We start from the raw sequence: 22,634 nt of genomic DNA, 5'->3' as shown, positions 1-22,634 counted from the left end.
TGGCAATCCTAGAACGTTGGTTTTCCGTTAAAGGCCGTCATGTCCTCAGCCCGGACTCCCTTGGTGCAGTTGTCCAACGTGCGAATCGATCGCGGCGGGCGCACCATCCTGCGCGACGTTTCGCTGCAGGTACCGCGCGGCAGCATCACCGCTGTGCTCGGCCCTTCGGGCAGCGGCAAGTCAACCATGTTGGCGGCGCTGACCGGTGAGTTGCGGCCTGTATCCGGCACGGTGCAGCTGTTTGGCCGGGATATCCCGCACGGCAACCGCGATCTGCTGGAGATGCGCAAGAACGTCGGTGTGCTGTTGCAGGGCAACGGCCTGCTGACCGACCTGAGCGTGGCCGACAACGTGGCGCTGCCGCTGCGTGCGCATACAAAATTGCCGGAGCCGGTGCTGAAGCGTCTGGTGCAGATGAAGCTGCATGCGGTTGGCCTGCTGGCCGCTGCCGATGCCTGGCCGCGCGAATTGTCCGGCGGCATGGCGCGGCGCGTTGCCTTGGCGCGCGCACTGGCGCTGGACCCGCCGTTGATGATCTACGACGAGCCGCTGACCGGGCTGGACCCGATCGCCTCGGGCGTGATCATGAGCCTGATCCAGCGTTTGAACGACAGCCTCGGCCTGACCAGCATCATCGTCAGCCACCATGTCCACGAGACCCTGCCGATCAGTGATCAGGCAGTGGTGATCGCCAATGGCGGCATCGTGTTCTCCGGCACACCGGACGAACTGCAGGCCAGCACCGATCCGCTGGTGCGGCAGTTCCTGCATGGCGAACCGGACGGCCCGATTCCGTTCGATGCGCCGACGCGTAATTACGGGCTGGAGAACGCGTGATGCTGACGCTACGCGAAATGCGTGATTCCTGCCCCCTCTCCCGCATGGCGGGAGAGGGCTGGGGTGAGGGCGCTTTTAAAGCTCGTAGAGCAAAAGCTGCCCTCATCCGCCCTTCGGGCACCTTCTCCCGCAAGCGGGAGAAGGATGTGTCGTCCAGCGTCATCGGCGCTTCTGGAGCCGCTTCCTGATGCCCTTCACCTCCTCCATCCGCTCGCTGGGCCGTGCTGGGCTGTTCTCGCTGACGGTGCTGCGTGGCTCGGTGCCGACGCGTGACTTCCTGGCCGAGCTGACCCGCGAGATCTACAAGATCGGCGCGCGTTCGCTGCCGATCATCGCCGTTGGCGGTGCCTTCGTCGGTCTGGTGCTGACCCTGCAGGGCTACCGCACGCTGACCACCTTTGGTGCCTCCGATGCGCTGTCCACCCTGCTCGGTCTGTCGCTGTACCGCGAGCTGGCACCGGTGCTGACCGCGCTGCTGTTCATCGGCCGCGCCGGCAGCTCGATCGCCGCCGAGCTCGGCCTGATGCGCGCTACCGACCAGATCAAGGCGCTGGAGCTGATGGCCATCGACCCGATCGCCAAGGCCGTTGCCCCGCGCTTCTGGGCGGCGGTGCTGACCGTGCCGCTGCTGACCGGCATCTTCTGCTCGCTGGCCATTGCCGGTGGTTACTTCGAAGCGGTGCACATCCTGGGTCAGGACAACGGCACGTTCTGGTCGGGGCTGCGCAGCAGTGTCGATTTCTGGGACGACTTTGCCGTGGCCCTGCTCAAGTCGGCGATCTTCGGCGGTACCGCCGCACTGGTAGCGGCCTATGTCGGCTTCCATGCCGAGCCGACCATCGAAGGCACCTCGGTCGCCACCACCCGTGCGGTGGTGAACGCCTCGTTGCTGGTGCTGATGTTCAACTTCGTACTGTCGGCGCTGCTGTTCCAGTGATGCGAATCCCTCGCAAGACTCCACACCTCCGTGTGCGGGCATCAAACAAACAACCGAACAACCCGCTTCGCTGTGCGAAGCACCAGATGGATCAGGAGTGAGACACAACATGGCCATCCGTGGACCCAGACTCGAATTTTCCGTCGGCGCCTTCCTGCTGCTGGCCCTGGCCTCGCTGCTGGTGCTGGCCGTCGCCTCCACCAACCAGCGCTTCGGCACCGGCGGTGGCGGCTATGAACTGAAGGCCCGTTTCAGCCAGATCGGACAGCTGCGCAAGCAGGCGCCAGTGAAGGTTGGCGGTGTGACAATCGGCCAAGTAGCTGACATTCAGCTGGACCCGATTAAATACGATTCCATCGTGACCTTGTCGCTGGACAGCAAGTTCAAGGACCTGCCTGCCGACACCTCGGCCGGCATCTTCACCAGCGGTCTGTTGGGCGAAAGCTATATCGGCCTGCAGCCCGGCGGCGATCCGGACGTATTGAAGTCCGGTGACGAAATCGTCTTCACCCAGCCGGCGGTGGATCTGCTGCAGCTGGTTGGCAAGTACATGTTCAGCGGCGGCGGCAATACCGGCGCGGCTGCAAATGAAACCCCCGGCGCAGACGCGCCCGCTACGGAACCGCAACCATGAAAGTGAAACTGCTTACCGTCGTGCTCGCCTCTGCCCTGTTGGCCGCCGCACCGTCGGTCACGCTGGCACAGGCGCGCCCGGCCGCAACCGCCGCGCAGCCCTCGGCCGCCGCCCGCACCGTGCTGGACTCCAGCACCCGCATCATCAATGCCCTGCAGACCCGCCGCGCGGAGTTCCGCGCCAACCCGGCAACGCTGCGCAGCTATATCGATGGCGAGCTCAGCCGCGCCTTCGACCGCGACTACGCCGCGCGCCTGGTGCTGGGCGTGCACGGCCGCGGCGCTGCCGATGCCGACGTCAAGCTGTTCGCCGATGCCATGGCCGACAACCTGATGTCGCGTTACGGCTCGGCCCTGCTCGATATCCAGGGCAAGCCCAGCTTCCGCTACAAGAGCGAGCAGCCGCTGCCCGGCAACCGCGGCGTCAAGGTCTCCACCGAGCTGGTGCGTGCCGGCAGCGAGCCGACCCCGGTCGAATACCTGATGCGCAATGTGGATGGGCAGTGGAAGATCTTCGACGTGATGATCGAAGGCATCTCCTACGTGCAGACCTTCAAGAACCAGTTCGACGCCCCGCTGCGGCAGAAGTCGATCAAGCAGGTTGCCACCGAACTGCGCAGCGGCAGCATGCAGGCCAATGCGGGTCCGGCCGCTCCCCGTGGCAAGTAACGCCACCTTCCGCACCGAGGGCGACACCCTGCTGCTGGCAGGCGTGATCAACCGCGAAGCGGTGGTTGCACTGTGGCCGCAGCTGACGCGGGCGCTTGCGCCTGTGCGTCAGCTCGACCTGGCTGCGGTTGATGGCATCGACAGCGCCGGCTTGGCGTTGCTGGGTGAACTGTCCGCACGTTTGCGGGCACACGGTGGCGGCAACGTCAACGGTAGCCCGGCTGGTCTGGACGAACTTTGCGCAGCCTACCGGCTGTCAGCGTCCCTCGATTTCAACACCTCATCAGCAGGAAGCTGACATGAAACTTTTCCGCACCCTCCTCCTCCTGCTCAGCGTGGCGACGCTTGCCGCCTGTGCTGGCAAGCCCGCGCGCGATGCGCTGCCGGCTTCCACTGTGGTTGCACCGCAGGCCGCTGAACAAACCGTCGACACTGCCGCTGCTGCGCCGGTGCAGGACACCGTAAGCACGGCTACCGCCGACAGCGCGCAGAACACTGCAGTAGTCAGCGATGGTACGGTCCCGACTGGTGCCGAAGACGACTTCGCCGCGTTGTATGGCGGCCCGGTGCCGAGCGCTGAAGGTGAAACTGGTGCGGCCGCTGCCAGCGTGACCTACGACCCGTGGGAGAAGTACAACCGCGGCGTGCACAGCTTCAACAATGCGGTTGACCGCGCCGTCGCACGTCCGTTGGCCACGGCCTACGTCAATGTGGTGCCGCAGTTCGCACGTACCGGCGTCAGCAACTTCTTCAGCAACCTGCGTTCACCGCTGACCGTGGTCAACCAGCTGCTGCAGGGCCATGCCGACGATGCCTGGGACACGCTGGGCAGGTTCCTGATGAACTCCACCTTCGGTATCGGTGGTCTGTTCGATCCGGCCAGCAAGGCGATGGTGCCCAAGCGCAGCGAAGACTTCGGTCAGACCTTGGGCGCGTGGGGCTGGCGTCGTTCGCGTTACGTGGAGCTGCCGTTCTTCGGCCCGCGTACCGTGCGTGATGTGTTCGGCCTGGCCGGTGATATTCCGCTGTCGCCGATACGCAAGATCGAGATGGACAAGCTCCGCATCGGCCTGCAGGGTCTGCAGCTGGTGGATATGCGTGCACAGCTGATGGCAGTGGATTCGCTGCGTGACACCGCGGTGGACGAATACGCATTGACCCGCGATGCCTGGCTGCAGCGCCGCAATTACCAGATCGAGAAAGATCTGCGCCGCGACCGCAAGCACGACGATGACGACCAGATGACGATCCCGGTCGACGCAATGCCGATGCCGAACTGGGGCGACTGATTCTGCTTGCTGCTGGATGACAAAAAGCCCGGGGAAACCCGGGCTTTTTGCTTCCTGCCTTTTGTATCTGCCTTTTGTAGGAGCGGTGTCAACCGCGAAGCTCGTAGACCAGCAGATCGCGGTTGAACCGGCTTCGCGGCTTACACCGCTCCTACAAGTGCCGGGGCTTTACGCAGCCAACGCTGCGTCGATGGCCTTGCGCAGGCCTTCGTCATCGGCGCTGGTGTCCGGGGCGAAGCGGGCTACAACGCTGCCATCCTTGCCGATCAGGAACTTCTCGAAGTTCCACAACACGGCCGGAGCCGGATTGGCCTCGATGCCGAAACCAACCAGCTTCTCGCGCATCGGGCCTTCGCCGATGGCAGCCGGCTGGGCGGTGGTCAGCTGCTGGTACAGCGGGTGGATGTCGGCACCGGCGACGCTGATCTTGGAGAACATCGGGAAGCTGATGTCATAGGTGAGCGCGCAGAACTGCTTGATCTCGTCCTCGCTGCCCGGCTCCTGGCCGTTGAAGTTGTTGGCCGGGAAACCCAGCACTTCAAGACCGGCGTCCTTCTTTTCGCGGTAGAGCTTTTCCAGACCTTCGTACTGCGGGGTGAGGCCGCACTTGGAAGCGGTGTTTACCACCAGCAGCACCTTGCCGCGGTAATCGGCAAGCGAAGCGGCGGCGCCATCGATGGTGTTCAGCGCGATGTCGTACACGGAAGCGGTCATGCGGTTACCTGCTGTGGGGTTGGGAGAACGCAAGCATAAACGGCGCAGGTGGCGCTGGCACGACTGTAGTGCTGCAACGCTGTAGTGCCGAGCCGTGCTCGGCTGGGGCCTTACCGGTAGAGCCTCTGCCGAGCATGGCTCGGCACTACCTGGGCATTGTCGGGAAGACCTCTGCCGAGCATGGCTCGGCACTACGCAGTGGGGCTTTCGTCTTCTGCTTCGTCGGCTTCGTCGTCTGTACCCAGCATTGCCTGCGAGGCGTCGCTGGACAGCGATTCCACGCCACGCAGCTTGCGCTCGATGGTGCGGGTCTTGCGGCTGGCGTCGCCCAGGCTCTTGCCGACGGTGTTGATCTGCTTCTCGGCGCGTTCGAGGATGCCGGCGAACTTGCCGAACTCGCTCTTGACCGCGCCCAGCAGGCTCCACACTTCCGAAGAACGCTGTTCGATGGCCAGGGTACGGAAGCCCATCTGCAGACTATTCAACAAGGCGGTCACCGTGGTCGGCCCGGCGATCACCACGCGGTATTCGCGCTGCAAGGCATCCACCAAGCCAGCGCGCCGGATCACTTCGGCATACAGGCCTTCGGTCGGTAGGAACATCACCGCGAAGTCAGTGCTGTGCGGCGGCACGATGTACTTCTCGCTGATCGACTTGGCCTGGATGCGGATCGCGCGTTCCAGCTGGTTGCCGCAGTTGCGCACCGCATCGGCATCGCCGGCTTCCTGTGCATCGAGCAGGCGTTCGTAGTCTTCGCGCGGAAATTTGGAATCAATCGGCAGCCATACCGGCGTATCGGCATCAGCACGGCCGGGCAGACGCACCGCGAAATCGACCATCTCGCCGCTGTCGGCGCGCAACTTCACCCCACGCGAGTACTGCTCGGCAGTCAGGGTCTGCTCGAGGATGTTGTCCAGCTGCACTTCGCCCCAACCGCCGCGGTTCTTGACGTTGCTCAGCACGCGCTTGAGGTCACCAACGCCGGTGGCCAGCTGCTGCATTTCGCCCAGCCCGCGCTGCACCTGCTCCAGTCGCTCGGAGACCAGCTTGAACGAGGAATCCAGGCGCGTATTGAGCGTGCTCTGCAGTTTTTCATCGACGGTCTGGCGCATCAGTTCGAGCTTGGCGGCGTTGTCGCCCTGCAGGTCCTTCAGCCGCGCTTCCAGGGTCTGGCGCATTTCGGTGATGCGCTGCTCGTTGCGCTGGGTCAGTTCGCCCAACTTCTGGTTGAGGGTTTCGCCGAAGCGCAGCTGTACCTGCGCGCCTTCCTCGCGGCCCTTGCGGGTTTCCTCGACCAGGCTCTGCTGCAGGCCAGCCAGCTGACGGGCGAAGGCTTCCATGCGCGCATCCTGCTGCTGGCCGAACACGTCGAGCTGGCCGCGCACGTCCTGCAGGCGCGTACCCAGCAACTGGGCAAGCAACTGCTGGGCGTTGGCGGTTTCCTCGCGGCCCTTGCGGGCGTCGTCATTGAGGCTGTCGCGCAGCAGGTCCAGGCGCTGGTCGGTGCGTGTGGACAGGTCGGTGAGGTTGCGGCCGAAGCCATCGATGCGGATGTCCTGCTGCCGCGCCATGGTTTCCAGCTGCTCGCGCAGCTCGCCGCGGCCGCTGCGTTGTTCTTCGCGCAAGGTGCTTTCCAGCACGCTGTTGTCATTACGGCGCAGCAACAGCAGCAGCTGCAGCACGAGGACGGCGACCAGCAGGCCGCCAAGGATCAGGGTTTCAGTTTGCATGGGGAGAAGTGTAGCCCTGCCCGTCTCAGAAGCTGATCCTGCAACCAGCCGACCACTGGCGAAAACTGCCATCGGCGCCTATCTGCGATCATGGGCGCCCCCACCCGCCGTATCCCTGCCATGAAGCCGCTATCGCTGCTGTTGTTATCGAGTCTGTTGTGCCTGCTGCCGATGGCAGCCCTGGCCAGTGATTCGCAGACCATTACCTCGCCCAACGCCCTGCCCGCCAATGACGCGCGACCCAAGGTGTTCCTGGCTGGCAGCATCGAGATGGGCAAGGCCGGCGACTGGCAGCAGCAGGTGCAGGCGGCATTGGCTGATCAGGGCGTGCTGATGCTCAATCCCCGTCGCGCCGACTGGAATCCGGCCTGGCGCGCCGAGGCCGATGAGCCCGAATTCCGCCGCCAGGTGGAATGGGAACTGGCCGCGCTGGAACAGGCCGACATCGTGCTGATGTATTTCGCACCTGGCACCCAGAGCCCGATCACCCTGCTCGAGTTCGGCCTGTATGCGCGCTCGGGCAAGCTGCTGGTGGCCGCACCGGCGGGTTATTGGCGCAAGGGCAACCTGGATATAACCGGTGACCGCTACGGCGTGCCGCGCTTTGATGACCTGCCAGCGCTGATCGATGCGGTGAAACAACGCATCGCCGACCAGCGCGCGCGCTGAGCCCACCGGAGACTCAACATGCCGTGGATGGGTATCAACGATCTGGGCACCTTCGTGGTGGCCGTGATCCTGTTCCTGATGTTGCCGGGACCAGGCACCTTCACCCTGCTCACCGCCACAGCGCGCGGCGGCATACGTGCCGGCTACGCCACCTTGGCCGGCTTGATGTTGGGCGACCAGATCCTGATCGCCATTGCCGCCACCGGCGTGGCCGCGCTGTTGCAGGCGCATCCGCTGTTGTTTGCCGCGTTGCGCTATGTGGGTGCGGCCTATCTGATCTGGGTTGGCATCAACCTGCTGCGTGAACCGGCAGCTGCGGTCGCTGGCGAAAGTGCGCCGGTACAACACGGGCGGCGCTGGTTCCGCCAGGCCCTGCTGGTCGGTGTACTCAATCCAAAGGCGATCCTGTTCTACATGGCCTTCTTCCCGCTGTTCATCGACCCGGTACGCCAGCGCGGTGCGCTGACCCTGGCGACGATGGCGGTGCTGATCGCCATCCTCAGCATCGGCTGGTGCTCGGTGCTGATCTTCGGTGGCCAGTTCATCGCCCGCCGCCTGGCCGGCTATCCGCGTGTTGGCGTGTGGCTGCGACGCGGGGTTGGCGTCTGCCTGGTGGTGTTCGGGCTGCGGCTTGGCATTGCCGAGTGAGGGTGCTGCAGGTGAGGCGCTGATCAACGCCGCGAGCCGCCCTGGCGGCGTAAGCTCGGTTGCCGGGTCCACAACCCGGCCTGAGCTCGTGCTTTTATGCCGAATTCGGCACGTTGCCATCAGTACGCGGTAAAAGCACGCCAAAAGACGGGTTTTTCTGGCTTTGCTGCACTGCGTTACGCCAAACTCGGCCGCTTCCCCGAACCACCACGAACCGTGAGGTCCGCATGCAATCCTGGCTCCGGCGCAAGCCCATCGACCAACTCACCGAACACGAAGAAGGCCGTCGGCTTATTCCAACGCTGAGCTGGCCCCATCTGGTCGCGCTTGGCATCGGCGCCATCGTCGGCACCGGCATCTACACGCTGATCGGCGTGGGTGCGGACAAGGCCGGCCCCGCGGTACTGCTGTCCTTCATCATCGCCGGCACCATCTGCGCCTGTGCGGCGCTGGCCTATGCCGAGCTGTCGACGATGATGCCGGCTGCCGGCAGCGCCTATACCTACAGCTACAGCGCACTGGGCGAGACCATCGCCTGGGTGGTGGGCTGGAGTTTGATCCTGGAGTACTCGCTGGTGGTCAGCACGGTGGCGGTCGGCTGGTCCGGCTACTTCGTCGGCTTCCTGGAGTGGCTGCACACCTCGTTCGGCTGGAACGTGGCCTTGCCGCAGGCCTTGGCCGCCGGCCCGCACGTGGAAGGTGGCTTCCTCAACGTGCCTGCCATCGTCATCACCTTCCTGGTCGCCGGCATGCTGATGGTCGGCACAAAGGAGAGCGCCACCCTCAATGCGGTGCTGGTGGTGTTCAAGCTGATCGCGCTGGCGGTGTTCGTGGCGGTCGCCCTGCCGGCCTTCGACAGCGCCAACCTGCAGCCGTTCATGCCGTATGGCTTCCCCAAGTCGATCAGCGCCGATGGCGTGGAACGCGGCGTGATGGCTGCGGCGGCGATCATCTTCTTCGCCTTCTACGGCTTCGATGCGATCTCCACCGCGGCCGAAGAAACCAAGAACCCCAAGCGCGACCTGTCGATCGGCATCATCGGTTCGATGGTTGGCTGCACCATCATCTACCTGCTGGTGGCTTTGGCCGCGGTCGGTGCGATGAGCTACACGGTGTTCGGCAAGAGCGCTGAGCCGCTGGCGCTGATCATGCGCGAACTGGGCCACGGCACCGCCGCACTGGTGATCGGCATCGTCGCCATCATTGCGTTGCCGACCGTGCTGCTGGCGTTCTTCTACGGCCAGAGCCGCATCTTCTTCGTGATGTCGCGTGACGGCCTGCTGCCGCGTGGCCTGTCCAAGGTCAACCAGCGCACCGGTACCCCGGTCACCATCACCCTGTTCACCGCGGTGCTGGTTGCTGCGCTGGCCGGTGTGGCGCGCCTGGATGAAATCGCCGCGCTGGCCAATGCCGGTACGCTGGCCGCGTTCACCGCAGTGGGCCTGTGCCTGCTGGTGCTGCGCAAGCGCGAGCCGAACCGTCCGCGCACCTTCCGCACGCCGCTGGCGTGGGTGGTGGGGCCGCTGGCAATCGGCGGCTGCATCTACCTGTTCATCAGCCTGCCGATGCGCACCCAGCTGTGGTTCCTGGCGTGGAACGTGTTTGGCCTGCTGGTCTACGCGCTGTACAGCCGCCGCAACGCGGTGCTGGGGCGTAGCAAGTAATCCACAGGCAGTTGTGGGTAAAGCGAAAAGCGGGCTTCGGCCCGCTTTTTGTTTTTGGGGTTTGTTGGTTCTGCTTGAAGAGCCCCCTCCCTTTGCCGCAGGCAAGGGGAGGGTTGGGGAGGGGTGCCTTTGCTTTAAAGCTCTACAGCCTCAAGGCTCAACCCAACCTGTGGACAACCCACTTATCCCCAACAACGTGTGGATAAAAACAAAGCGGGCCTGAGCCCGCTTCGTCATTCCACATATCCAACAGCGCGCGATCAGGAATTCTTCTGCGCCGCCGCGTAGTCCTGCGCCTGCCGCATCACCCGCAACACATTGCCGCTCCAGATATTGCCGATCTGCGCATCCGTCAAACCACGACGCTGCATCCAGGCGGTGATCTTGGGCAGGTCAGCCGCGTCTTCCATGCCGGTTACGCCGCCGCCGCCGTCCCAATCCATGCCGATGCCGACATGGTCAGGGCCAACCACGTCGAGCATGTGGCCGAAGTGCTGGAAGAAATCATCCAGCGTGGCCTTGCGGCGCGGGTACTTCTGATCGAGCTCAGCCATCGCCTTGCGCAGCTCCACGCCCTTGGCCATGGTCATGTTTTCCCAACCACCGAGGCGCTTTTCCAGTTCCTCTTCGGCCTGCTTGCGCTCAGCACTCTTGGTTTCGTCGACCAGATAGCCGCCGTAGGCATTGGCCTGGATCACCCCGCCCTTTGCGGCCAGCTGGCGCAGGCGTGCGTCGTCCAGATTACGCGGATGGTTGAACACCGCCTTGGCCGAACTGTGCGAGAGGATGAAGGGCACCGGCATCATTTCGATCAGGTTGTCGAACACCGCATCGGAAGCGTGCGACTGGTCGATGACGATGCCCAGCTTCACCGCCTCGTTGACCAGCGCCTTGCCGGCCGGGCTCAGGCCTTTCCACTCAGCGCCCTTGGGATCGGTGGCCGAGTCGGCGAATTCGTTGTTGGCAAAATGCACCGTCGACATCAGTCGCAGGCCGGCCTTGTAGTAGTAGCTCAGCAAGGTCGGGTCAGCGACCAGCGGGCTGCCGTTCTCCATGCTGATATAGACCACGCGCTTGCCGGCCGCCTTGATCCTGGCGGCATCATCGGCGGTGAGCGCCAGCTGGAACTTGTCCGGGTTGGCGGCCAGCATTTCGTGGATTTCCTGCATGCGCTGCAGGCCATGGTCGCGCTCGGCGATATGCGCGGCCGGGCTGCGGTCGCCCTGATCGGTGTAGATGGCGAAGAAGCCACCATCCAACGCGCCTTCGACCATGCGCGGGTAATCGACCTGCGACAAGGCATTGTGGTCGTGGCGCTGCATGATGTTGAAATCGGCGCGGCCAAAGTTGGCCGGCGTATCCAGATGCGAATCCAGGGTCAGCAGCTTGTTCTGCAAGGCGCTGGCCTTGCTCAGTTCAGCCTGGCTGAACTCCACCGCCGAGGCTGCCAGTGGAACGCACAACGACAGGGATACCAGCAGGGACAGGGGACGCAGCGTCATGAGGCCTCACCGTGAAGGGAAAGGCCAGACATTAGCGCTGTAGTGGAGCCGCGGGCCAGTGACTGACGGCATGGAGCAGGTTTTTGTAGAGCCGAGCCATGCTCGGCTGGAGCTTTACCGGGAAGGCCTCTGCCGAGCATGGCTCGGCACTACAGGTGCGCCCTCCCTTTGGCGCAGCCAAGGGGAGGGTTGGGGAGGGGTCGCTCTTGCCTCAGTCCAGCACGCGGCAGAACACCGCCTTGAGGTAACGCGATTCCTGCACGTGCGCCATGAACGGGTGGTCCGGGCCGGCGCCGGCAACCTTCAGGATCTGGATGGTGCGGTTGGAATAGAACGCAGCACGGCGCAGCATGTCGAGGAACTGGTCCTCGGCCACCAGACCGGTGCAGGAGAAGGTGGCGAACAGACCGCCGGGCTTGACCACGCCCAAGGCCAGCTTGTTCATGTCCAGGTACTTCTTCAGCGCGGTGATGACCTGATCGCGGTCGCGGGTCATCTTGGCCGGGTCGAGGATCACCACGTCGTACTTGTCGCCGCGATTGGCCGCATCACGCAACCACGGGAAAATGTCGGCCTGCACGAAGCGCGGCTTGGCGTTGTTCAGACGCGCGTTGCCCTTGGCCAGATGGATCACGTCCTGGTCGATGTCCACGCCCAGCACGTCAGCTGCACCGCGCGCTGCGGCGTACACCGCAAAGCCACCGGTGTTGCAGCACAGGTCGAGCACGGTCTTGCCTTCGACCTGCTGGCTCAGCCACTCACGGTTCTCGCGCTGGTCGGCGAAGAAACCGGTCTTGTGCGCGCCGGCCGGGTCGGCACGGAACTTGATGCCGTACTCGGTGATTACCGCCGGTTCGGTGGTGGTGTTGCCGTGGAAATCGAAGCTTTCCTGCTTCTGCACGTGCTCGTCGGCGAAGCTGTGGAAGCGGCAGCCCGGGAACAGGTCGCGCAGTGCTTCGTAGATCCATTCGCGGTGACGGAACATGCCGGCAGCGAAGAACTCGACCACCAGCAGGTCGTCGTAACGGTCCACCACCAGGCCGGACAGACCGTCGCCTTCGCTGTGGACAACGCGCCAGGCATTGGAGGTTGCATCCAGCTTGAGCACGTCGCGGCGCAGCGATACCGCCTGCGCCAGCTTCTGCGCGAACCAGGCCTGGTCCACCGCTACGTCCGGATTGGTTTCCAGGATGCGCACGGCGATGCGCGAGTGGCCGTTGTAGAAGCCGCGGCCAATCCACTCGCCGTCCACGCCGACCACATCGACGATGGTGCCGGACTTGGGCTTGACGGTCGGCTTCTCGACCAGTTTCTGGAAAATCCACGGGTGGCTGGAGCGCCACGCGTTCTTCAGGCGTACGACGGGGAGTGGGGTATTCATGGCGCTATTGTAGCCGCGCAGCACCCCCTGCCTGCAGCGTATTCATTGACTGTAATAGGCCCGCACGGCACTATTCGCTCCAGAAGGGGAGTAGCTCCCAGACGTTGTCGCCGTCAATTCGAGTCGCAAGACTCCGGTGCAACGGCAGTTCCAGCCATTGGAACTGTGAGCAAGACCTTCGCCGCATAGGCGAAGCTCTGTCCCCGGTCTCCCCGATTCCGTGTCCAGCTCTTGGCCTTTGTGGTTCCGAGATATCCCCGTTCACGACCGGAATTTTTCCCATGATGCAGACAATTGGTAATCCTTGGCTTTGGGGCGGCTTCATCGTCGTCGTCATTGCCGCGCTGTTGATCGACCTGGTGCTGATGCGCCACGGCGGTCCGCACAAAGTCACCTTCAAGGAGGCCATTTACTGGTCGCTGGGCTGGGTGGCACTGGCCTTGGCCTTCAATGCGGGCCTCTGGTACTACCTGCACGAGACCGCAGGCGCGGCCGTTGCCAACGAAGTGGGCCTGCAGTTCCTGACCGGTTACCTGATCGAAAAGGCACTGGCAGTCGACAACATCTTCGTCTTCCTGCTGATCATGGGCTACTTCGCGGTACCCGAGACCCAGCGCCAACGTGTGCTGATCATCGGCATCCTGGGCGCGATCGTGCTGCGTACGATCATGATCTTCGCCGGTTCCGTGCTGGTTACCCAGTTCCATTGGCTGCTGTACGTGTTCGGCGCCTTCCTGCTCTACACCGGCTGGAAGATGTGGTTCGCCGCCAGCGAAGAACCCAGCCTGGATAACAACCCGGCGCTGAAGTTCATGCGCAAGCACCTGCGCATCAGCCACGAGTACAACGGCAACAACCTGGTCACCGAAAAGGACGGCGTGCGTTGGTTCACCCCGATGTTCGTGGTGCTGATCCTGATCGCGGTCACCGACGTGATCTTCGCGGTGGACTCGATCCCGGCCATCTTCGCCATCACCACCGACCCGTTCATCGTGCTGACCTCGAACGTGTTCGCGGTGCTGGGCCTGCGCGCGATGTTCTTCCTGCTGGCCGGTATGGCGGACCGCTTCCACCTGCTGCCCTACGGTCTGGCGGTCATCCTGGCCTTCATCGGTACCAAGATGCTGCTGATCGACATCTTCAAGATCCCGGTCCCGGTATCGCTGGGTGTTGTGGCCGTGATCCTGGTGGCCACGGTGATCCTGAGCCTGAAGATTCCGCCGAAGGGCGGCCACAAGGCCTGACGTTAGCGCCACCGGTGGGATTGTCCCGCCGGTGGCACGCCAGTTCCCATGCGCGGCGCCCTTGGCTTTCGCCCAAGGCGCCGCAATCCCTTGATCATGGACACGCCAACCCTGCCCGACACCGGCGACACGCCGGCCACCACTGCCCGCAACGACCGCAGCCGGGTGCTGCGCGCATTCAACATCAGCCTGGGCTTTGTCCTGCTGCTGGTGGCGATGTTCGCCCTGCAGAGCAGCGGCTGGGATTGGCGGCCATGGGCAGTAGCGCCGCTGGAAGCCAGCGGTCTGGCCGGCCTGCTCGGTGCGCCCTTGCTGCATGGTTCGATTGAACACCTGGGCGCCAATGCGGTCGCCCTGCTTATTCTCGGCACGCTGGCCGGCAGTGTTTATCCCAAAGCCACCCTGCGTGCCCTGCCCTTGCTGTGGATAGGTTCCGGCCTGGGCGCGTGGATGCTGGGCGATGCCGGCAGCCGCCACCTCGGCGCCAGTGGCCTGACCCACGGCCTGATGTTCCTGGTCTTCGTACTCGGCCTGCTGCGCCGCGACCGGCCGGCGATCGCCGCCAGCCTGATCGGCTTCCTGTTCTACGGCAGCATGCTGATCACCATCCTTCCCCACGAGCCCGGTGTGTCCTGGCAATCGCATATGGGCGGAGCTGCGGCCGGCGTGATCGCCGCGCTGCTGTTCCGCAACGTCGACCCGCGCGCTGAGCGCAAACGCTATAGCTGGGAAGACGAGGAAGACGCAGAGCAGCTGGCCGAAGCCGACAATGAACTGGAGCCGCCCGCACCGGGCCAGGTACCGGTGCTGTGGCAGCCGCGCGAAGGTCGTGACTATGAAGTTGTGGTGCCGTTGCGGCGACGGGATTCCGACGAACGGCCGTAAGGGCCGCGCGGTAGTGCCGAGCCATGCTCGGCAGTGGCTCTACCAGCAAACCATCAACCTGCAGGAGCGGCATAAGCCGCGAAGCTGCCGATGCTTGAAAGGCCTAAAAGCTACCCCCTCCCCAGCCCTCCCTTTGGCATAGCCAAGGGGGTGAAGAAGGCCTGCTTGCGCGCCATTGGCGCGCGGCCTGATGAACGACAGAAGGCTACGCCTTCGGGCTGGACAGGTTGGGGAGGAGTCGCTTGTCAGCTTTTAGGAGCCACCATCCACCGCCCGCCGCCCCAGCGCCGGGTCATCGGTAAAGAACGCATCGATACCCGCCTGCAGATAGGCGCGGATCTCGGCCACCGAGGCGTCCGGGTTGCGCGCGTTCTCCGCACCCTGGCGCAGTGCCGGTGGCAGGAACGGGTTTTCCGGGCGGAAGCTGTAGGCCACTACCTGCAGGCCGGCGGCATGCGCATCGCCGATCAAGGCGGTAGGCGCCGCCAACTTGCCCTGTGCATCCAGCGGCACCAGCGCGCGCCGTTCCACACCGATCGCATCGGCATAGCCGGCGATATCGCGCAGGCCAGCCGGCGTCATCATCTGTGCATAAGTCAGCTTGCCACCGGCCAGCGCTACGTCAGCCGGCTTTGCGTCGCTGGAATCGAGCAGCTGCAGCAGGCGGATATTGCTGTCCTTGCCGAGCTTGCTGCGGATCTGCCGCAGGTTGGCGGTTTCAAAGGACTGCAGCAGGACCGGCGCGACCTTGGTGTAGCTGTTGCCCTGCAAGGTGCTCAGCAGCTTGTCTTCCATCGGCAAGCCGATGCTCTGGAAATAACTGCCGTGCTTGATCTCCGGAGCCAGGCCGATGCCGCGGTTGGCGCGGCCGGCCTGCTGCACCAGGAAGCTGATGATCTCGTCCAGGGTAGCGATGCGGAACTGGCCATCAAAGGCGGTGCCGCGGATCTGCGGCAGGCGCTCGCGTGCGTACAGCGTCTTCAGCTCGGCGACGGTGAAGTCTTCGGTGAACCAGCCTTCGATCTGCTGGCCGTCGATCAGCTTGCGGGTGCGGCGGCTGGCGAACTCGGGATGGCTGGCGACATCGGTGGTGGAACCGATCTCGTTCTCGTGCCGGGCCAGCATCACCCCGTCCTTGCTCATCACCAAGTCCGGCTCGATGTAATCGGCGCCGTCGCTGATGGCTTGTGCATAAGCGGCCAGGGTGTGCTCGGGCAGCAGTGCGCTGGCACCGCGGTGCGCGTACACCGAAACCTGGGGGTAAGTCTGCGCGGCTGAGCTGTCCATTGCCCAACAGCATGCCACGCCAACCCCCACCGCCATCAACCAAGCCCAGCTTCGCACCGTCAGCACTCCAATCGAAAACAAGGCGCGCAGCATGACGGCTGCATGTGACGCGCGTAAGAACACACAGGTATCAAGTGCGCTGCCATTGCCAGCCATCGGCTCCGGCATGCAGGCGCGCGGTGATGCCGATGGCCTGCAGCAGCGCCTCGTCATGCGATACCAGCAACAGGCTGCCCTGGTATTGGCGTAACAGATCTTCCAGAGCCGCCAGCGCATCCAGGTCCAGATGATTGCCGGGCTCGTCCAGCAACAGCAGCTGTGCCGGTGGATCGGCGTACAACGCGCAAGCCAGGCCAGCTTTCAGCCGCTGCCCGCCGCTGAGCTGGATTGAAGGCAGCTGCACCTGAGTGGCATCGAACCCCAGCAAGGCCAGGCGACTACGCAGTTCGCCCTCGGCCGTGGCCGGATTGCGCAGACGCAAAGCCTCCAGCACGCTGCTCTGCGCGGGTAGCAGCTGCAGCTGCTGATCCAGCAAAGCAGCAGGCACCTGCACGCTCACCTCGCCAGCCAGCGCTGGCAGCTGTCCGGCCAACACCTTCAACAACGTCGACTTACCCACACCGTTGGCACCGGTAATGGCAACGCGTTCGCCACGGCGCAGATTGAAGTCCAGCGCGCGCAGCTCCGGTGCTACGTGTGGCAGCTGCAGTCCGGTGGAACGCACCACCCACTCCGGTCCGCTGGTTTGCACGCTTGGGAGCAGCAAGACCGGGGCGGCGGCTTCGCTATCGGCCTGTGCCTCGCGCACCGCGTCGTGCAGCTGCACCTGCCGCTGATCCAGCTGCGCGCGTGCCTTGCCGAGGCTGGCTTCGGCACGCTGCCGCTGCAGGCCAAGCAGGATCGGCGCCTGATTGGCGTTGGCGGCATCGCGGTTGCCGCGCGCGCTGCGCTGCTCCAGCCGCTGGCGTTGATCACGCAGCGCCTGCTCGCCCTTGCGGCGTTCGTGCCGACGTTGCTGCAGCAAGGCCTCGGCCGCAGCGCGTTCGCCTGCGCGGGCCTGTGCATAAAACGCATGGTTGCCGCCGTAGCTGCGCAGCCCTTGCGGCGACAGTTCGACGATGCGCTCCACCTGTTGCAGCAGCAGGCGATCGTGGCTGACCAGGATCAACCCCTGCTTTCTTGCCTGCAGTTGTTCGGCCAGCCATTGCCGGCCGGCATGATCGAGATGATTGCTGGGTTCGTCGAGGATCAGCCACTCCACCGGCTGCAACAGCGCACCAACCAGAGCAACGCGCATGCACTGCCCGCCACTGAGCTTATCCACAGGTGTATCCGCATCCACACCATGCAGACCTGCATCGGACAGTGATTGCTGCAAGGTTTCACACAGGCTCCATTGCTCGCCAATCGCGTCGAAATCCGCTTGTAGCGTGCTTCCGGCTTCAATCCTGCGCAATGCATCCACACGCTTATCCACAGCTGCGAGCTCGGCTACGCGCTGTCCTGTTTGTGGCTGTACCTGCTGTGCGAGGTAGTAGGCCTCACCGATGCGACGGCAGTGCCCGGCACTGGGCTGGCGCAGCCCGGCCAGTATCTGTGCGAGCACGCTTTTGCCCACGCCATTGCGACCGACCAGACCGGTGGGCCGTTCATCGAACTGTGCATTGAGGTTGGAGAACAGGCTGCGCCCGTCAGGCGTCTGCCACGCGACGCCGTCCAGCGTCACGGAAATTGAGTTTGTCATGCGGTATTCCATCGATGCCCGAAGCACCCGACCGCCAGCGGCAGCAGGGACTGGTAGGGACCGTCATCAAGACGGTGACATCAATGGCGCATTGGACTAACTCCGTTGGCGGGGGAATCCCGTAACAAGGCCTAGCCTAACGGCGGCAAACAGAACTGTCAGTAACCGGCGGCGCGTACTGCCCCGCACCGCCGCTGCCGGGAAAGGCGATGCTCAGGCCTGTGCCGCACGGTGCGTGGCGCACAGCTTGTTGCCGGCCGGATCACGCAGATACGCCAGGTAGAGCGGACCGAACGGGCTTTGCCGCGGTCCCGGTGGATCTTCCACGCTCACACCGCCGTGGCCAACACCTGCCGCATGCCAAGCCTCCACCACCTCCGGCGAGGCGCAGCTGAAGCCGATGGTGCCGCCATTGGCATGGGTGGCTGGCTCGCCGTTGCGCGGATGGCCGACGATCAGCAAGGCACCGGCGTGGAGATAGACCACATTGCCCTTGGGATCGACAAAGCCCGGCTTTGCGCCGAGCGTGGACAGCAGCGCGTCATAGAACGCCTTGGATGCCTCTATGTCGTTGGCGCCCACTACGATGTGCGAAAACATCCCAACTCCTGTCTTGTGGTGTCTGGCCCTTGCGGGCCGTTGGCGCTACACCGGCATCATTTGCCGATGCAGAAACTCGAGAAAATCCTGCCCAGCAGATCGTCGGCGGTCATGCGACCGGTGATTTCGCCGAGTGCGTCATGCGCGAGGCGCAGTTCCTCGGCGGCCAGTTCGAGCTGGTCGTAGTGCAGCTGACCATCCGCGGCATCGAGGTGTTGGCTGGCCAAGGCCAGCGCTTCGACATGGCGCAGGCGCGCGGAGAACTCGCCCTGCATGCCCTCGCCTGCGCCGTGGCTGGCGATCTCGCGCAGGCGCGCGTGCAGCAGTTCCAGGCCTTCACCACTGGCGGCGGACAGGGCGATGCTGTCTTCGCCCAGCTCCTGCGGCCACTGCGGTAGCAGGTCGGACTTGTTGTAGATCCACAGCTGACGGGCGGCCTGCGCGGCAGCGTCACCAATGGCTGCCCTACCCGCTTCCGGGTCGCGGGCATCGAGCACGACGATGGCCAGGTCCGCCCGCTGCATCTCGGCACGGGCGCGGCGCATGCCTTCGCGTTCGATGGCATCGCCGCCTTCGCGCAGGCCGGCGGTATCGACCAGTTCCAGCTCCAGCCCATCGATGCGGATGGTCTCGCGCAGGGTGTCGCGGGTGGTGCCGGCAATATCGGTGACGATGGCCCGCTCACTGCCGGCGAGCGCATTGAGCAGCGAGCTCTTGCCTGCGTTGGGCGGGCCAATCAGCACCGCATGCAGGCCATCACGTAGCTTGCGACCGCGTTCGGCATCGATGCGCAGTTGGGCCAGCAAGGCCTTGGCCTGCTCGATGCCGGCGCGCACCTGCGCGCCGCCGAGCGTATCCAGCGGCTCATCAGCGAAGTCGATGGCCGCTTCAACATGGATGCGCAGCCGCACCAGTTGCTCGCCCACCTCTTCAACGCGGCGCGAGAACACGCCATCGAGCGAGCGACGGGCAGCGCGGGCAGCGCGCACATCGCCAGCGGCGATCAGGTCAGCGATGGCTTCAGCCTGGGCCAGATCGAGCTTGCCATTGAGGAACGCTCGTTCGCTGAACTCACCGGCGCGGGCCTGGCGTGCGCCCAGCTCGATGCAGCGGCTCAGCAACTGGCGCAGCACGACCGGGCTGCCGTGGCCTTGCAGCTCCACCACGTCCTCGCCGGTAAAGCTGCGCGGGCCGGGGAAGTACAGGGCGATACCGTCGTCGATGATCTCGCCTGCCTCGTCGCGAAACTTCGCGTAATGGGCGTGGCGCGGCTTGAGCTGTGGACAACCCAAGGCGACGGCAATCCGCAGCGACTGCGGGCCGGAGACGCGCAGCATGCCGACACCGCCAGCAGCGGCGCCGCTGGCAATGGCAACAATGGTCTGGCCTGTGGACAAGTCGCTCATGGCCTACAGCTTCTGCAGTTGTGCGCGGGCCTGGGCTGCGCCGCTGCCTTGCGGTTGCAGTTCCAGGTAGGTGCTGTAGGCCTGCTTGGCCTTGGGCTTGTCGCCGGCATTGAAGTAGGCGTCACCGAGATTCAGATAGGCCACCGCGCGCGAGGGATCGATCTTCAAGGTGTTCTCCAGCCAGCGCGCAGCTTCTGCATAGCGCTGCTGGCGGTAATAGACGAAGCCGAGGTTGTTGGCGGCCTGGGCGAAGTCCGGGCGCAGTTTCAGTGCTTCGGTGAACTGCACGGCGGCTTCGTCATAACGCTTCTCGCGGTACAGCTGCAGGCCGCGGTCGTTGGCCTGCTGCGCGCGTTGTCGATCCGAGGTTGGCACCGCGGCCGGTACCACGAGGGTGCTCTTGCCGCCCTGCAGATCGGCAACCGTCACTGGCGCCTCGGTCTTGCCCGCAGGCTTGGCGTCCTGCACGGCATCGACACGGCTGTTGAGCGCGATCGCGTCAGCCGATAGCTGGCGAGTATCGGCATTGAGGAATTCCTGGCTGTCCGGCACCTGGAACACGAACTCGCCGCCCTGCGAACCGGGCAGGCTGCCGAAGGCCGGGGTCTGCCGCGACACCGCCGACACCGCAGGCGCCACATACGCAGCCAACTCGGTGCCGGTGATCAGGCCATCGCCATTGAGATCGCCCTTGCCGGCCAAGGCCTGCAACAGCACCCAGGTGAATACCGAATGCCCGTTCGGGCCGCTGTCGGCCACCTGCTGGTCAGCACCGCCGGCAGTCAGCATCTGCCGCGCGCTGCGGCGTGCGTTCTCGCGCAGGAACGACGACGAACTGCCGCCGCCACGGGTAAGCCCAAGGCCGCTGTAACAGGCGTCCATCACGAACAGCACGTGCTTGGCCTGCATGCTCTCGGCGATGTTCTGGATGTCGGTCATCGCGATCGCGTCGGTGGCGAACTCGTTCGGATCCGAATCCACCGGAATGATGTAGCCGAGGTCGCGACCGGAGGCGAGCTGGCGGGTCGCACCATGACCGGCGAAGAACACGAACACGCGGTCGTTCTTGCCGGTGCGCTCATCGGCCAGCCGGTCATGGAACGCGGCGAGAATGTTGTTGCGGGTGGCCTGCTGGTTTTTCAGCACGATCACCTGCGAGGACGGGAAGCCGAACTGGCCGGTCAGCGTATCGGCGATGGACTGCGCGTCACGGCCGGCGTACTCGAGCTTGGGCCACTTGGCGTACTCATCGATGCCAATGACGATCGCCCAGGATTTTTCATAGCCAGTGGTGACCGTGGTGTCGGCTACCGCGCCCTTCCGCGCACGGCTGACGCTGAAGTCGCGGCCGTTCCAACCGGCGAACTGGTAGCCATCGGCGATCAGCTTGTCGAGGATCTGAGGCAGCGCTTTCACCGCGCGGTCGTGGATGTCATGGAACAGGATGATGCCGCGCTGTTCCTTCTGCACCTGGTCGACCACGCGCTGCACGATGGATTCGGGCACCGGATCGGCCCAGTCCATCGAGTCGATGTTCCACATGATGGATTTCAGGCCGGCTTCGTTGAGCAGTTGCAGGCCTTCGGCATTGCGCGCGCCATACGGGAAGCGGAACAGCGGCGCGCGTTTGGCATCCACTCCCTTGAGCAGCGTGTCGGTATCCAGTACCTGCTGACGCAGGGCATCGCCGGTGGTGCGCGACAGCTGCGCATGGGTCAGGCTGTGGTTGCCGACCGCATAGCCATGCTCCATCAGGCTGCGGCTGATGCCGGCCATTGACCCGAGCTTGACCTTGCCATCGGCCTCGACTGTGCCGAGGTTACGGCCAACTTCAAAGAACACGCCCGGTACGTCGTAGCGCTGCAGGATGGCGACGACTTCATCGGTATAGGCCTTGTGCGGGCCGTCGTCGAAGGTCAGCACAACGGTTTTTGCCGGCAGGTCGCGGCCGAAGATCTCGCGGTCGCTGTCCTGCATCGACATCGGGTAGGGCTCGATCACACCGAAGTCGCGCAGGATGGCATCGCGCTTGTACAGCGTGTTGAGGTGGGCAACATAGTCGTCCCACTTCTCGCGCTTGAGTTCAATCGCACGGGTGCGTTCGAAGCGGCTGAAGATGCGGGTCAGCTCCTGGTTGTAGTTGCGCTCGATCTCGTCGAGCGCGTCCAGGTCTTCGCCGATGCGCTGGTGCAGCTTCACCGCTGGCAGCGAGGAGTCCGCGCCTACACGCTGATGCAGTTCGCGCAGTATTTCGCGGAAAGCCAGACGATCTGCGTCGTAAAGCTCGGGCGAGGATTCGATGTAATCCAGCACCGTGCCCAGGGTGGCGAAGCGCTGTGGATTGGGATCGCGCAGCAAGGCATCAAACTGCACTGCAATGGCCTGGCGCTGTTCCAAACCATCGTGGAACAGCTGCTGGCCAATGCGGCTGGAAGTCTGGCGGTCGGCCGGCGATTGCTGTGCCTCGTCGGCAAGCAACACGACGATGCGGCGGTGGCCGTCCAACTGTTTCTGCAATGCAGTCAACAGCGGTGCCGCCGCTGGATTGGCCGCAGCTGCGGCCTGCGCGCTGGCCTGGGTTGGCGTCGCGGTGCCGGTCTCGTCCTGTTTGGAACAGCCGGCGACCGTCAGTGCGGCAAGCAACACGGCAGGCAGGATCAGGCGGCGCGACAACGAACGGGGCATGGCAGGCTCGGAGAAAAGGGTGCAACGGGCGTGGTGATTCTAACGCCACAGGCGAAAAGGCCGACTTGCGGCGAGATGCCGCTCCTACAAACAGCCGAACGATCTGTCTT

Annotated in this window: 20 protein-coding genes; 11 read left to right on the top strand and 9 right to left on the bottom strand. The window is 64.3% G+C overall.

Annotated features, from left to right (window positions below; all coding sequences use genetic code 11):
• Positions 1 to 39 precede the first annotated feature (39 nt).
• The 6 genes from ACVOLR_RS04290 (at position 40) to ACVOLR_RS04265 (ending at position 4,365) form a co-directional block, all read left to right on the top strand.
• Entirely contained in the window at positions 40 to 837 is a 798-nt protein-coding gene (locus ACVOLR_RS04290; RefSeq protein ID WP_481535340.1) for an ABC transporter ATP-binding protein, read from the top strand.
• A 187-nt stretch (positions 838 to 1,024) separates the two neighbouring features.
• Complete coding sequence (locus tag ACVOLR_RS04285; RefSeq protein WP_481535339.1) at positions 1,025 to 1,774, top strand: MlaE family lipid ABC transporter permease subunit; 750 nt, start codon at positions 1,025 to 1,027, stop codon at positions 1,772 to 1,774.
• A gap of 109 nt (positions 1,775 to 1,883) precedes the next feature.
• Positions 1,884 to 2,408 (top strand): outer membrane lipid asymmetry maintenance protein MlaD, encoded by a 525-nt coding sequence (gene mlaD, locus ACVOLR_RS04280; RefSeq protein ID WP_481515439.1) that lies wholly within the window; start codon positions 1,884 to 1,886, stop codon positions 2,406 to 2,408.
• Positions 2,405 to 3,076: an MlaC/ttg2D family ABC transporter substrate-binding protein gene (locus tag ACVOLR_RS04275; RefSeq protein WP_481535338.1), complete on the top strand. Its 672-nt coding sequence runs from the start codon at positions 2,405 to 2,407 to the stop codon at positions 3,074 to 3,076. The genes mlaD and ACVOLR_RS04275 overlap by 4 nt, the downstream gene beginning before the upstream one ends.
• Positions 3,066 to 3,374, top strand: coding sequence for an STAS domain-containing protein (locus ACVOLR_RS04270; RefSeq protein WP_481535337.1), 309 nt, complete (start codon positions 3,066 to 3,068; stop codon positions 3,372 to 3,374). Before ACVOLR_RS04275 ends, ACVOLR_RS04270 begins: the two co-directional genes overlap by 11 nt.
• Before the next feature lies 1 nt (position 3,375).
• On the top strand, positions 3,376 to 4,365 hold the full coding sequence (locus ACVOLR_RS04265) for an MlaA family lipoprotein (RefSeq protein ID WP_481535336.1): 990 nt from the start codon (positions 3,376 to 3,378) through the stop codon (positions 4,363 to 4,365).
• 168 nt (positions 4,366 to 4,533) lie between these two features.
• Here the strand turns inward: ACVOLR_RS04265 and ACVOLR_RS04260 are convergent, their stop codons facing one another.
• Both ACVOLR_RS04260 and ACVOLR_RS04255 read right to left on the bottom strand, forming a co-directional pair.
• On the bottom strand, positions 4,534 to 5,079 hold the full coding sequence (locus ACVOLR_RS04260) for a glutathione peroxidase (RefSeq protein WP_481535335.1): 546 nt from the start codon (positions 5,077 to 5,079) through the stop codon (positions 4,534 to 4,536).
• 191 nt (positions 5,080 to 5,270) lie between these two features.
• Entirely contained in the window at positions 5,271 to 6,809 is a 1,539-nt protein-coding gene (locus ACVOLR_RS04255) for a DNA recombination protein RmuC (RefSeq protein WP_481535334.1), read from the bottom strand.
• Positions 6,810 to 6,929: 120 nt separating this feature from the next.
• Here ACVOLR_RS04255 and ACVOLR_RS04250 point away from each other — a divergent pair, with 120 nt between their 5' ends.
• The 3 genes from ACVOLR_RS04250 (at position 6,930) to ACVOLR_RS04240 (ending at position 9,790) form a co-directional block, all read left to right on the top strand.
• Entirely contained in the window at positions 6,930 to 7,478 is a 549-nt protein-coding gene (locus ACVOLR_RS04250; protein WP_481532733.1) for a nucleoside 2-deoxyribosyltransferase domain-containing protein, read from the top strand.
• 18 nt (positions 7,479 to 7,496) lie between these two features.
• The gene (gene leuE / locus ACVOLR_RS04245; RefSeq protein ID WP_481535333.1) at positions 7,497 to 8,126 is read left to right on the top strand and encodes a leucine efflux protein LeuE; all 630 of its coding nucleotides are present in this window, start codon (positions 7,497 to 7,499) and stop codon (positions 8,124 to 8,126) included.
• Between the two features lie 227 nt (positions 8,127 to 8,353).
• Positions 8,354 to 9,790, top strand: a complete 1,437-nt coding sequence (locus ACVOLR_RS04240) for an amino acid permease (protein WP_481535332.1) — start codon at positions 8,354 to 8,356, stop codon at positions 9,788 to 9,790.
• Positions 9,791 to 10,050: 260 nt separating this feature from the next.
• Here ACVOLR_RS04240 and ACVOLR_RS04235 read toward each other — a convergent pair whose 3' ends face one another.
• Entirely contained in the window at positions 10,051 to 11,292 is a 1,242-nt protein-coding gene (locus ACVOLR_RS04235; protein WP_481535331.1) for a dipeptidase, read from the bottom strand.
• A gap of 211 nt (positions 11,293 to 11,503) precedes the next feature.
• Positions 11,504 to 12,673 (bottom strand): class I SAM-dependent rRNA methyltransferase, encoded by a 1,170-nt coding sequence (locus tag ACVOLR_RS04230; RefSeq protein WP_481535330.1) that lies wholly within the window; start codon positions 12,671 to 12,673, stop codon positions 11,504 to 11,506.
• A 284-nt stretch (positions 12,674 to 12,957) separates the two neighbouring features.
• On the opposite strand from ACVOLR_RS04230, the gene ACVOLR_RS04225 reads away from it, so the two are divergent.
• Together ACVOLR_RS04225 and ACVOLR_RS04220 are read left to right on the top strand one after the other, a co-directional pair.
• Entirely contained in the window at positions 12,958 to 13,917 is a 960-nt protein-coding gene (locus tag ACVOLR_RS04225; RefSeq protein ID WP_481515487.1) for a TerC family protein, read from the top strand.
• A 96-nt stretch (positions 13,918 to 14,013) separates the two neighbouring features.
• A complete protein-coding gene (locus ACVOLR_RS04220; RefSeq protein ID WP_481535329.1) occupies positions 14,014 to 14,802 on the top strand; it encodes a rhomboid family intramembrane serine protease in 789 nt (262 codons plus the stop codon).
• A gap of 252 nt (positions 14,803 to 15,054) precedes the next feature.
• Here ACVOLR_RS04220 and ACVOLR_RS04215 read toward each other — a convergent pair whose 3' ends face one another.
• The 5 genes from ACVOLR_RS04215 to ACVOLR_RS04195 form a co-directional block, all read right to left on the bottom strand.
• Complete coding sequence (locus tag ACVOLR_RS04215; protein ID WP_481535328.1) at positions 15,055 to 16,089, bottom strand: glycerophosphodiester phosphodiesterase; 1,035 nt, start codon at positions 16,087 to 16,089, stop codon at positions 15,055 to 15,057.
• Positions 16,090 to 16,219: 130 nt separating this feature from the next.
• Positions 16,220 to 17,833: an ATP-binding cassette domain-containing protein gene (locus tag ACVOLR_RS04210; protein ID WP_481535327.1), complete on the bottom strand. Its 1,614-nt coding sequence runs from the start codon at positions 17,831 to 17,833 to the stop codon at positions 16,220 to 16,222.
• A gap of 213 nt (positions 17,834 to 18,046) precedes the next feature.
• Entirely contained in the window at positions 18,047 to 18,433 is a 387-nt protein-coding gene (locus tag ACVOLR_RS04205; protein ID WP_481535326.1) for a VOC family protein, read from the bottom strand.
• 56 nt (positions 18,434 to 18,489) lie between these two features.
• The gene (gene mnmE, locus ACVOLR_RS04200; RefSeq protein ID WP_481535325.1) at positions 18,490 to 19,839 is read right to left on the bottom strand and encodes a tRNA uridine-5-carboxymethylaminomethyl(34) synthesis GTPase MnmE; all 1,350 of its coding nucleotides are present in this window, start codon (positions 19,837 to 19,839) and stop codon (positions 18,490 to 18,492) included.
• A 3-nt stretch (positions 19,840 to 19,842) separates the two neighbouring features.
• Positions 19,843 to 22,524 (bottom strand): polysaccharide deacetylase family protein, encoded by a 2,682-nt coding sequence (locus ACVOLR_RS04195; RefSeq protein WP_481535324.1) that lies wholly within the window; start codon positions 22,522 to 22,524, stop codon positions 19,843 to 19,845.
• Positions 22,525 to 22,634 lie beyond the last annotated feature (110 nt).

Source organism: Stenotrophomonas sp. STEN030, assembly GCF_056759995.1.
The sequence above is the reverse complement of the archived record's forward strand: the minus strand, read 5'-3'. Positions and strand labels throughout refer to the sequence as shown.

Excerpts from the sequence above, each read along its gene's own strand:
- ACVOLR_RS04290 (WP_481535340.1), top strand. The coding sequence starts at position 40 with ATGTCCTCAGCCCGGACTCCCTTGGTGCAGTTGTCCAACGTGCGAATC.
- ACVOLR_RS04285 (WP_481535339.1), top strand. The coding sequence starts at position 1,025 with ATGCCCTTCACCTCCTCCATCCGCTCGCTGGGCCGTGCTGGGCTGTTC.
- mlaD (WP_481515439.1), top strand. The coding sequence starts at position 1,884 with ATGGCCATCCGTGGACCCAGACTCGAATTTTCCGTCGGCGCCTTCCTG.
- ACVOLR_RS04275 (WP_481535338.1), top strand. The coding sequence starts at position 2,405 with ATGAAAGTGAAACTGCTTACCGTCGTGCTCGCCTCTGCCCTGTTGGCC.
- ACVOLR_RS04265 (WP_481535336.1), top strand. The coding sequence starts at position 3,376 with ATGAAACTTTTCCGCACCCTCCTCCTCCTGCTCAGCGTGGCGACGCTT.
- ACVOLR_RS04260 (WP_481535335.1), bottom strand. The coding sequence starts at position 5,079 with ATGACCGCTTCCGTGTACGACATCGCGCTGAACACCATCGATGGCGCC.
- ACVOLR_RS04255 (WP_481535334.1), bottom strand. The coding sequence starts at position 6,809 with ATGCAAACTGAAACCCTGATCCTTGGCGGCCTGCTGGTCGCCGTCCTC.
- ACVOLR_RS04250 (WP_481532733.1), top strand. The coding sequence starts at position 6,930 with ATGAAGCCGCTATCGCTGCTGTTGTTATCGAGTCTGTTGTGCCTGCTG.
- leuE (WP_481535333.1), top strand. The coding sequence starts at position 7,497 with ATGCCGTGGATGGGTATCAACGATCTGGGCACCTTCGTGGTGGCCGTG.
- ACVOLR_RS04240 (WP_481535332.1), top strand. The coding sequence starts at position 8,354 with ATGCAATCCTGGCTCCGGCGCAAGCCCATCGACCAACTCACCGAACAC.
- ACVOLR_RS04235 (WP_481535331.1), bottom strand. The coding sequence starts at position 11,292 with ATGACGCTGCGTCCCCTGTCCCTGCTGGTATCCCTGTCGTTGTGCGTT.
- ACVOLR_RS04230 (WP_481535330.1), bottom strand. The coding sequence starts at position 12,673 with ATGAATACCCCACTCCCCGTCGTACGCCTGAAGAACGCGTGGCGCTCC.
- ACVOLR_RS04225 (WP_481515487.1), top strand. The coding sequence starts at position 12,958 with ATGCAGACAATTGGTAATCCTTGGCTTTGGGGCGGCTTCATCGTCGTC.
- ACVOLR_RS04220 (WP_481535329.1), top strand. The coding sequence starts at position 14,014 with ATGGACACGCCAACCCTGCCCGACACCGGCGACACGCCGGCCACCACT.
- ACVOLR_RS04215 (WP_481535328.1), bottom strand. The coding sequence starts at position 16,089 with ATGGACAGCTCAGCCGCGCAGACTTACCCCCAGGTTTCGGTGTACGCG.
- ACVOLR_RS04210 (WP_481535327.1), bottom strand. The coding sequence starts at position 17,833 with ATGACAAACTCAATTTCCGTGACGCTGGACGGCGTCGCGTGGCAGACG.
- ACVOLR_RS04205 (WP_481535326.1), bottom strand. The coding sequence starts at position 18,433 with ATGTTTTCGCACATCGTAGTGGGCGCCAACGACATAGAGGCATCCAAG.
- mnmE (WP_481535325.1), bottom strand. The coding sequence starts at position 19,839 with ATGAGCGACTTGTCCACAGGCCAGACCATTGTTGCCATTGCCAGCGGC.
- ACVOLR_RS04195 (WP_481535324.1), bottom strand. The coding sequence starts at position 22,524 with ATGCCCCGTTCGTTGTCGCGCCGCCTGATCCTGCCTGCCGTGTTGCTT.